At 69.2% G+C, this 9,143-nt stretch carries 7 protein-coding genes; 2 read left to right on the plus strand and 5 right to left on the minus strand.

Annotation, left to right across the window (positions count from 1 at the left end; translation table 11 throughout):
- From E2651_RS37075 to E2651_RS37085, 3 genes are all read right to left on the minus strand, one after another.
- Nucleotides 1-1,588: AAA family ATPase (locus E2651_RS37075; RefSeq protein ID WP_135335667.1), on the minus strand; the 1,588-nt coding region annotated here is incomplete at its 3' end.
- An 8-nt stretch (nucleotides 1,589-1,596) separates the two neighbouring features.
- Entirely contained in the window at nucleotides 1,597-2,313 is a 717-nt protein-coding gene (gene cpaB / locus E2651_RS37080; RefSeq protein WP_135335668.1) for a Flp pilus assembly protein CpaB, read from the minus strand.
- 93 nt (nucleotides 2,314-2,406) lie between these two features.
- The gene (locus E2651_RS37085; RefSeq protein WP_135335669.1) at nucleotides 2,407-3,294 is read right to left on the minus strand and encodes a hypothetical protein; all 888 of its coding nucleotides are present in this window, start codon (nucleotides 3,292-3,294) and stop codon (nucleotides 2,407-2,409) included.
- 260 nt (nucleotides 3,295-3,554) lie between these two features.
- Here E2651_RS37085 and E2651_RS37090 point away from each other — a divergent pair, with 260 nt between their 5' ends.
- Nucleotides 3,555-4,523 (plus strand): chitinase, encoded by a 969-nt coding sequence (locus E2651_RS37090; protein ID WP_348541693.1) that lies wholly within the window; start codon nucleotides 3,555-3,557, stop codon nucleotides 4,521-4,523.
- A 104-nt stretch (nucleotides 4,524-4,627) separates the two neighbouring features.
- On the opposite strand, the gene E2651_RS37095 is transcribed toward E2651_RS37090, so the two are convergent.
- A complete protein-coding gene (locus tag E2651_RS37095) occupies nucleotides 4,628-5,968 on the minus strand; it encodes an Nramp family divalent metal transporter (RefSeq protein ID WP_135335671.1) in 1,341 nt (446 codons plus the stop codon).
- Between the two features lie 142 nt (nucleotides 5,969-6,110).
- On the opposite strand from E2651_RS37095, the gene E2651_RS37100 reads away from it, so the two are divergent.
- Nucleotides 6,111-7,472, plus strand: coding sequence for a M14 family metallopeptidase (locus E2651_RS37100; RefSeq protein ID WP_135335672.1), 1,362 nt, complete (start codon nucleotides 6,111-6,113; stop codon nucleotides 7,470-7,472).
- A gap of 46 nt (nucleotides 7,473-7,518) precedes the next feature.
- Here the strand turns inward: E2651_RS37100 and E2651_RS37105 are convergent, their stop codons facing one another.
- Complete coding sequence (locus tag E2651_RS37105) at nucleotides 7,519-9,084, minus strand: AAA family ATPase (protein ID WP_135335673.1); 1,566 nt, start codon at nucleotides 9,082-9,084, stop codon at nucleotides 7,519-7,521.
- Between the last annotated feature and the right edge of the window lie 59 nt (nucleotides 9,085-9,143).

The following is a 9,143-nucleotide window of genomic DNA, read 5'->3' on the forward strand; positions in this document are numbered from 1 at the left end:
CCGCCTCCCCGTTGACCTCCCAGCCCGTGTCCACCCCCGGGAAGAACAGGGGGACCTTCGCGTCGACATGGGCCTTCCAGACCGTGCCCTCGTCCGTGCAGGACACCGCCGCGCCCTGCCACGCGGAAGGGAGGTGCTCGCGGGCCGCGGCCGCGCACGCCGCCTCCGCGCCCTCGCCCGCCGCGTACGCGGCCGTCGCGGCGCGGGCCGCCTCGTCGGCCGCGTTGCCCGCCAGGGAGAACGTGTAGCCGTACAGGGCGCACTGCCAGAGGATGCCCATGACGGCCAGGATCAGAGGGAACATGCCGGCGAATTCGAGGGTCACCGCGCCGCGGTCGCCGCCGGTCCGTTTGCGCAGGGTCAGGCCACCCCGCTTCCCGGCGCCCGCCGCCGACTCCGTGTCGACCAGGCCCAGTTCGCCCGCCAGGGCCCAGAGGGACTGCTTGACGGTGGACTTGCTGTCCAGGTCCTGCATGCGGCCCGCGTCCACCGCGCCCTGCAGTTCCTTGAAGGCCGCCGGGACCGTGGTGCGGGCGACGCGCGTGCCCGTCACCCGCTCGACCAGGGACGGCTGGATCTCCGCGCCCTTGCCGTTGCGGTTGACGACGGTGAGCGTCTCCTCCGCCTTGCGGATCTGGAGGCGGTCCCACAGGCGGACCATGCGCTTGGCGGCGCGGACCGCGACGACGTCGGGGGTCAGCAAGAGCAGTGCCTGGTCCGCCAGTTCGATCGCTGCCGCCGTCGCCGTCGTGACGTACGTACCGCAGTCGACCAGGACCACGTCGTAGCGGCTGCGCAGCGCGCCGATCGTCTGGCGGGCCACCCGGTCGGTGATCTCCTCGCCGCGTTCGCCGTCGGCGGGGGCGAGGAGGAGGCCGATGCCGGTCTCGTGGGTGTAGACGGCGTCCTGGAGGACGCGGGGGTTGATGTCGGTGATCGCCGCGAGGTCGGCGATGGAGCGGCGGAACTGTACGTCCAGGTAGGAGGCGACGTCGCCGGACTGGAGGTCCAGGTCGAGGAGGGCGACGGTGCGGCCGGATGCCCTTGCGGCCAGGGCGAGTTGGACGGTGGTGAGAGTGGTGCCGACGCCGCCTTTTGCCCCGCTTACGGCGACGACCTGTCCGCCGCCAGGGGTCTCCCCCGGTCCCCCGGTGTAGAGCTCCATGCCGGTGCTGCCGAGGTGGCGGCGCATGCCGGCCGACCAGGCGGCCGCGGCGTGCACGCGTTCGGCCAGGGCGTCGTACGCGAGGGGGAAGCCGATGATGCCCCGGGCACCGGAGTCCATGGCGGCGGTGAGGAGGCCGGGGCTGGTGTCCGCGGTGATGAGGACGACGCCGACCGCCGGGAAGCGCAGGACCAGGTCCCGGATGAGGTCGAGGGCGGGGACGGGGCCGATGCGCTCGTGGATGAGGACGACCTCGGGCAGCTCGTCGAGCGACTCCGCGGCGAGGCGGGCGAGGTGGTCGAGCAGGGCTGTGGAGTCGGCCACGGGGAGGGCGGGTTCGGCGTCCGGAAGCTGACCGATGAGCGTGGAGAGGGCGCGGCCCGCGTCGAGGTCGCCTACCGCGGGGAGGATGCGGGTGGTCATACGGCCTCCTACTTGTCCTCGTCGAGGGTGTACGTCCGGTCACCCCGCGGGATCGCCGCGTCGCCGCCCTGCCCCACCAGGGCGAGCCGGACATGCGTGGCGAACGACTCCGCGTACGCGACGCGCTGGGCGTCGGCCGTGTCCAGGGCGAACGTGATCGGCACCGCTTCGGTCTGCGTACGGCGGCTGCTGCGGTCGTCGTCCCGGTCCGGGTCGAGCGCGGTCAGCTTGCCCACGTCGATGACCTTCGCCGATTCGACAATGACCTTCGACTGGTCCTTGGCGGTGTCGGTCTCGCCCTTGAAGGTGGCGTAGATGTTGACCGTCGAGCCTGGAGTGATCTTGCCCGCGACGCCGGTGGCGGCGTCGATCATGATGGCGATCTCCTGCTGGCCAGGGGAGAGTTCCGGACGCCTGACGATCATGTCCGACTGGAGCAGCGAGCCCTTGCGCAGCTCCGTCACCGCTATCTTGCCGCGGATCTGGCGGAGGTCGGTGACCGCGTTGTCGGACAGCCACCGCTCCGGCATCTCGACCTTCTCGAACTGGTCGGCGCTCAGTTCCTTGTAGGGGGCGATGTCCCCCTTGAGCTTGTACGCCGCGACCTCCGGGCCCACCTTCGAGTTCACGTCACGGATCACCGAGAGGACGCCCGCGAACGCGCCGAACGCGGCCAGGACCGAAAGGACCAGCAGGATGACGCCGCGGCGCTGGCGTGAGTTCATGGACCTGACTACCTCGATCGGGTGCGGATGGCTACGGACGGTGAGCGGTGTGGCGCGTGGTCGTGCGGTCGCGTACGTGAGAGGGAGCGCACCCTAGGTCGCGCCCCTCGGGAGTGCCCGTACGGCGGGTGAGGGCGAGGGGCATTCGGGGGGCGGCGGCAGCGGTGCGGCGCAGAAGCCACAGCGGTCACCGATGAGTTCGAGGCCGCACCAGTGGCAGTCGTCCCGTCGGACGGACGTGACCAGTTGGTAGAGCACGGAGATGTCGGGGATGGCCGCCGCGAACTCGACGAGCTTGGGCGTCGCCCACCAGCGTGCGGATTCGGCGGGCAGGCGTACTTCCGTGACGCCCTGGGTGCGCCAGGCAGGCGCGAGCGTTCCGGTGACCCAGTCGGGGGGCAGTTGGCCGGGCGCGTACAGCATCTTCGTACCGAATCCTGGGCCGGAGAGGCTCGCCTCGCCCGTGAGCTTCACCAGCTCGGGGCGGGGTGTCGCGAGGACGGCGAACTGGGCGCCGGGGACCCAGGACTTGGCGTGGGACTGGAGGGTGACGGGGACGCGGTCGAGCTTGGCGACCGAGCCGAGCACCGCGCCCGCGTAGATGTAGTGGGAGAGCAGGCGGGCCGCGGAGGCGAGGACTCCGGGGCTGAAGTCGCAGATGGAGAGCTGACGCAGCTGCAGGGCCAGGACGGCTATGCCGAGCGGCGGCAGGTCGGGGCGGAGGATCGCGATGCGGTCGCTCTCCAGGACCGAGCGGATCGCGTGCAGGCGGTGCACGACTGCGGGCGGTGCGGAGGCGGGGCAGAGGACGATCACATAGCCGTGGTGCTCGATGAGCGTGTGCATCTCGGTGAGCGACTGGTCGAGCGAGTACGTCCTCGGTGACTGGACGGCGCTCTGCAGGACCGCCGCCGACGGGGTGTGCCGGTCGGGCGACGGCAGCACCAGGTCGGGGCCGGTGACGGCTATGGCGGTCGGCATGCCTACACCCCCCGGTCTTCGTGCACTTCTGCCTCAGCACCTTATCCAGGTCATCGCCGCCTCAACACCCAACTTCCCACTGTTCACGTCGAGGTTGGCCGGTCCTGCGGGGTGCGGGTGGCGTCAGAGGTCTTGACAACCCAATTGGTCTGGACCAGCTTGTACGACCAAGTGAGAGCTCTCCGTCCCCCCAACTCCCCCCACCGGAGGCAGAAGTGGACCACGCACGCGGCAGGACTCGCAGGAAGGCAGGTACCGTCATCGGATTGGCAACGGCACTGGCCCTCGCGCTCACCGGCCTGCTGACCGGCGGCGCCGACGACGCCGACGCCGGCACCCGCGCGGTACCCGAGCACGCGGTGACCGGGTACTGGCAGAACTTCAACAACGGCGCCACGGTCCAGAAGCTGAGCGACGTACCGGACGACTACGACATCATCGCGGTCTCCTTCGCCGACGCGACCGCGACGCCCGGCGAGATCACCTTCAACCTCGACTCGGCCGGGCTCGGCGGCTACACCGTCGAGCAGTTCAAGGCCGACGTCAAGGCCAAGCAGGCGGCCGGGAAGTCCGTGATCATCTCGGTCGGCGGCGAGAAGGGCGCGGTGGCGGTCAATGACTCCGCGTCCGCGACGGCCTTCGCGGACTCGACGTACAAGCTCATGCAGGAGTACGGCTTCGACGGCGTCGACATCGACCTGGAGAACGGGCTCAACTCGACGTACATGAGCCAGGCCCTCAAGTCCCTTGCCGGGAAAGCTGGTTCGGGTCTGGTCCTGACGATGGCTCCGCAGACGATCGACATGCAGTCGACGTCCAACGAGTACTTCAAGACGGCGCTCGCCGTGAAGGACATCCTCACGGTCGTCAACATGCAGTACTACAACAGCGGTTCGATGCTGGGCTGCGACGGCAAGGTCTACAGCCAGGGCTCGGTGGACTTCCTCACCGCGCTCGCCTGTATCCAGCTCGAGGGCGGCCTCGCCCCGTCGCAGGTCGGCATAGGCGTCCCCGCCTCGTCGAAGGCGGCGGGCAGCGGATATGTCGCGCCGTCGGTGGTGAACCAGGCCCTGGACTGCCTGGCGAAGGGCACCAGTTGCGGGTCGTTCAAGCCGTCCAAGACGTACCCGGACATCCGGGGCGCGATGACCTGGTCCACGAACTGGGACGCGGCGGACGGCAGCGCCTGGTCGAAGGCGGTCGGACCGCACGTCCACGGGCTGCCGTAAGCGGGGGTCACCAAGTACGAGGGTCACCAAGTCGAGGGTCACCAAGTTGAAGACCGCAGCGCCGCCGCTCCCCCGGCGGCGCTGCTGTTCGTCCAACATCCTCGTCAGAAGAAGCTGCCCCAGTCCTGGTCCGTGATCTGCTTGACGCACAGGACCAGGAACAGCAGGCCCGCGATCGCCAGCATGCCGTTGCTGAGCCAGCCGTTGCGCCATTCCCTCGGCGTACGCGAGGAGTTGAGCAGCCAGATCAGGGTGAGCGCCAGGAACGGCATGAAGGCCGCGCCCAGGACGCCGTAGAGGATGATGAGGCGGAACGGCTGGCCCTGGAAGAGCAGGATGATCGGCGGGAACGTCATCCACAGCAGGTAGGCGCGGAACGGGACCGACTTCTCGCGGGCGCCGGAGGCCACCTCCTCGCCGGTCAACGCCTTGTCGTCGGCGCCGACCCGCTGCTTGCGGTAGCGCTCGACGAAGTCCGCGAACATCAGGCTCACGCCGTGCCACACGCCGATCAGCGAGGTGAACGACGTGGCGAAGAAGCCGATCAGGAAGAGCTTGGCGGTGGCGTCTCCGTACTCCTCCTCCAGGATGCCGGAGAGCTGGACCAGGCCCTGGTCCCCGCCGGCGATCGCGACGTTCGCGGAGTGCAGGATCTCGGCTCCGACGAAGAGCATGGCGACGACGAAGATGCCGGTGGTGATGTACGCGACGCGGTTGTCGAGCCGCATCACCTTCATCCAGCCGCTGTCGGTCCAGCCCTTGGCGTTGACCCAATAGCCGTACGCGGCAAGGGTGATGGTGCCGCCGACGCCGCCGATCAGGCCGAGCGTGTTGAGGACGGAGTCCTTCTCGTCGGGCAGCACGGGCAGCAGGCCCGCGAAGGCGTCGCCCAGGTGCGGGGTGACGCGGATCGCGAGATAGACGGTGACGACGAACATGACGCCGACGAGCACCGTCATGACCTTCTCGAAGACGGCGTACTTGTTGAACCAGACGAAGACCAGGCCGACGACGCCGGTGAGCATGCCCCACCACTTGAGATCCATGACGTCGGGGAAGAGGGCCTGCAGCGGCAGCCCGGACGACGACATGGCCGCCGCGCCGTAGACGTAACCCCAGATCACGACGTAGACGACGAAGAACCACGTCGTCCAGCGGCCGAGGCTGGCCCAGCCGTCGAAGAGGGTGCGGCCGGTGGAGAGGTGCCAGCGGCCCGCGGCCTCGGCGAGCGAGATCTTCACGACGCAGCCGATGACGGCGGCCCACAGCAGGGTGTAGCCGAAGTTGCTGCCCGCGATGAGGGTCGCGACGAGGTCGCCCGCGCCGACGCCGGTCGCGGCGACGACGATGCCGGGGCCGATGTACTTCCAACTGGACTTGCGGGGCTGGTTGGTTGCGCCGCTGCTCTGTCCGGCGCTGACTCCACTGCCTGGGGTATCCGCCATGAGATCAAGTTCGCGTAAAGACGCCTGGTGCACAAGGGGTCGGAGGGATTGGCCGGGGACGGCATTGACCGGAACATGCCACTGCATCACCATGGGGCCGCACCGTCGCAGTGAGCTACCCCCCACCCCTTCAGGAGACTTCATGCGACTTCGCATACGCAGGCACATACGCGGAAGAAGGTCCGCCGCCCTGGCGGCCCTCCTCGCCCTCGCCGTTGCGGCACCCCTGACCGCCAACGCCGCACCGGCTGACCCAGCCGACACAGCCCCCCAGCGGACGGCGGCGGCCGAGGAGGAGCAGAAGACCCGGCAGTACGAGATCAGTACGCACTCGACCGCCGTCACGCGCACCGAGATCGCCCGCACGGGCGTGAGCATCGACGACTTCGACAGCCATGGCGTGACGGTGTCGGCCACCGCCGCGCAGGCGCGTGAACTGCGCGCTCAGGGCTACGAGTTGAAGGAGGTCGCCGCGCCCCCGAAGCGTACCGGCGGCAAGGAGCCCAAGCCGAAGGACTTCCCGCCGGCCGACTCCAAGTACCACAACTACGCGGAGATGAACGCGGAGATCGACCAGCGCGTCGCCGCCCACCCGGACATCATGACCAAGAAGGTCATCGGGAAGTCCCACGAGGGCCGCGACATCATCGCCGTGAAGATCAGCGACAACGCCGCCACGGACGAGGCCGAGCCCGAGGTCCTCTTCACCCACCACCAGCACGCGCGCGAGCACCTCACGGTCGAGATGGCGCTGTATCTGGTGCGGGAGCTCGGCGACGACTACGGCACGGACGCGCGGATCAAGAAGATGGTCGACGACCGTGAGATCTGGATCGTCCCCGACGTGAACCCGGACGGCGGCGAGTACGACATCGCGTCCGGCTCGTACCGCAGCTGGCGCAAGAACCGTCAGCCCAACGCCGGTTCGTCGAACGTCGGCACCGACCTGAACCGCAACTGGGCCCACAAGTGGGGCTGCTGCGGCGGCTCTTCGGGCTCGACGGGCTCGGAGACGTACCGCGGTTCGGCGGGCGAGTCCGCCCCCGAGGTGAAGGTCGTCGCCGACTTCGTACGCGGCCGGGTCGTCGGCGGCAAGCAGCAGATCACCGCGGCGATCGACTTCCACACGTACAGCGAACTCGTCCTGTGGCCCTACGGCTACACCTACGACGACACGGCGGAGGGCCTCACCCAGGACGACCGTGACGCGCACGCGGCGGTCGGCGAGAAGATGGCCGCGAGCAACGGCTACACCCCCGAGCAGTCAAGCGATCTCTACATCACCGACGGCACCATCGACGACTGGCTGTGGGGCAACCAGAAGATCTTCTCCTACACCTTCGAGATGTACCCGTCGTCGTCCGGTGGCGGCGGCTTCTACCCGCCCGACGAGGTGATCGACCGGGAGACGGACCGCAACCGGGACGCGGTGCTTCAACTCCTGGAGAACGCGGACTGCATGTACCGGTCCATCGGCAAGGAGGAGCAGTACTGCGCGAGTTGAGAGTGGTGGGGGCCGTCACTTCAGGCGGCCCCCACCCCCCCGTCCCTCAGTCGTCCATGAAGACGATCCGGCGCGCGGGCTTCGCCGCGCCGGGAGCCGCGGTGGACGACGCGCGTCCCGCGGGCACGGCGCGCTCCCGGCCCCACGCCCTGATCTCCTCGATCTGCTCCGGGTTGACCCTGCTCATCGGCACCGTGTTGGCGAAGGTGTCCAGGAGCAGCGAGGGCTTGAGGTTGGCCGCGCCGCCGCTCAGCAGCGCCTCCGCGCCGACGTCGTGCAGGGCGGACTCCAGGTCGGAGCCCGCGAAGCCCTCGGAGAGGTCGACGAGCCGGTCCACCTGCTGCGGCTCGGGGTCGGACTTCAGATAGCGCCGGTGGTAGAGCGCGATGATCTCCTTGCGCTCGTCGGCGTCGGGCAGGTCGACGAAGAACAGCTCGTCGAAGCGGCCCTTGCGCAGCAGCTCGGGCGGCAGGCTGCGGACGTCGTTGGCGGTGGCGACGACGAAGGCACGCGACTGGGACTCCTGGAGCCAGAAGAGGAACTGGCCGATGATCCGCTGCGGTACGCCCGTGCCGTCGTCACGGCCCGCGAGGCCCTTCTCGATCTCGTCGATCCACAGGATGCAGGGCGCGACCCGGTCGGCCATCGCGAGGGCCTCCCGGAAGCGGCCCTCCGACTCGCCCAGGTACTTGCCGTGGATGCTGCCCATGTCGAGGCGGTAGAGCGGCAGCTTCCACTCGTGGGCGATGGCCTTGGCCGAGAGTGACTTGCCGCAGCCGGGTACGCCGACCAGGAGCACCCCGCGCGGCGGCCGCAGTTCGCTGCCGCGCAGGTCGGCGTGCATCAGCTCGTGCTTGCGGCGCAGCCATTCGCGCAGGCTGCTCAGGCCGCCGATGGAGTAGTCGCTCTCCCGCAGCGCCACCCGCTCCAGGCCGGTGAGATCGCTGAAGATGCGGTCCTTGGCCTGGGCGAGCCCGAGGACGTCCTCCTCCTTGATGGAGCCCTTCGCGGCGATGGTCGCCATCAGGTTGACGCACTCGGCCTCGGTGACGCCGCGCAGGAACTCGGCGGCCCGGCGCGCGTCCTCCTCGCCCCACTCGATGGGGATGTGCCCGTGGTGGTCGCCGAGGAAGCCGCTGAGGATGCCGTACATCTCGTCGGCGTCCGGCAGGTCGAGCTGCAGGCTCATGCCGAGCCGCTGCAGACCGCTCCAGATGGGGGTGTCGGTGATGAGGATGATGCTGCCCATGTTGCTGTCGGCGAGCCGGGCCAGTTCGGCGACGTGCCGGGTGACCGGCGTGTCCGCCTCGAGGCCGTCGGGGTCGACGAGGATCACCGTGGCGTTGGCCCTGCTGGTGAACTGGGCGGCGGCGAAGTCCATGGCGCCGGTGAGCGAACGGTCGTCCTGCACCGAGACGTTGGTGCGCAGATCGCGCAGACCCGTGGCCCTGGTGTAGATCCAGAACGGCATGCTGCTGCGGCGCGGCTGGGTGGCCGCCTCGCGCAGCAGCCGCAGGGCGCGCTGCTGCTCGATGGTGCGCATGCCGATCACCGGCACGCGGGCGGAGATGTAGCTGTCGAGGTGGTGCAGGCTCTCGGCGTAGTTCGACATACGGATGCCTCTTATACACATCTCCGAGCCCACGAGACGCTCATGAATCTCGTATGCCG

The sequence above is a fragment of the Streptomyces sp. MZ04 genome, from assembly GCF_004684775.1.
Taxonomy (GTDB): domain Bacteria; phylum Actinomycetota; class Actinomycetes; order Streptomycetales; family Streptomycetaceae; genus Streptomyces.

Excerpts from the sequence above, each read along its gene's own strand:
- E2651_RS37085 (WP_135335669.1), bottom strand. The coding sequence starts at position 3,294 with ATGCCGACCGCCATAGCCGTCACCGGCCCCGACCTGGTGCTGCCGTCG.
- E2651_RS37105 (WP_135335673.1), bottom strand. The coding sequence starts at position 9,084 with ATGTCGAACTACGCCGAGAGCCTGCACCACCTCGACAGCTACATCTCC.
- E2651_RS37100 (WP_135335672.1), top strand. The coding sequence starts at position 6,111 with ATGCGACTTCGCATACGCAGGCACATACGCGGAAGAAGGTCCGCCGCC.
- E2651_RS37095 (WP_135335671.1), bottom strand. The coding sequence starts at position 5,968 with ATGGCGGATACCCCAGGCAGTGGAGTCAGCGCCGGACAGAGCAGCGGC.
- cpaB (WP_135335668.1), bottom strand. The coding sequence starts at position 2,313 with ATGAACTCACGCCAGCGCCGCGGCGTCATCCTGCTGGTCCTTTCGGTC.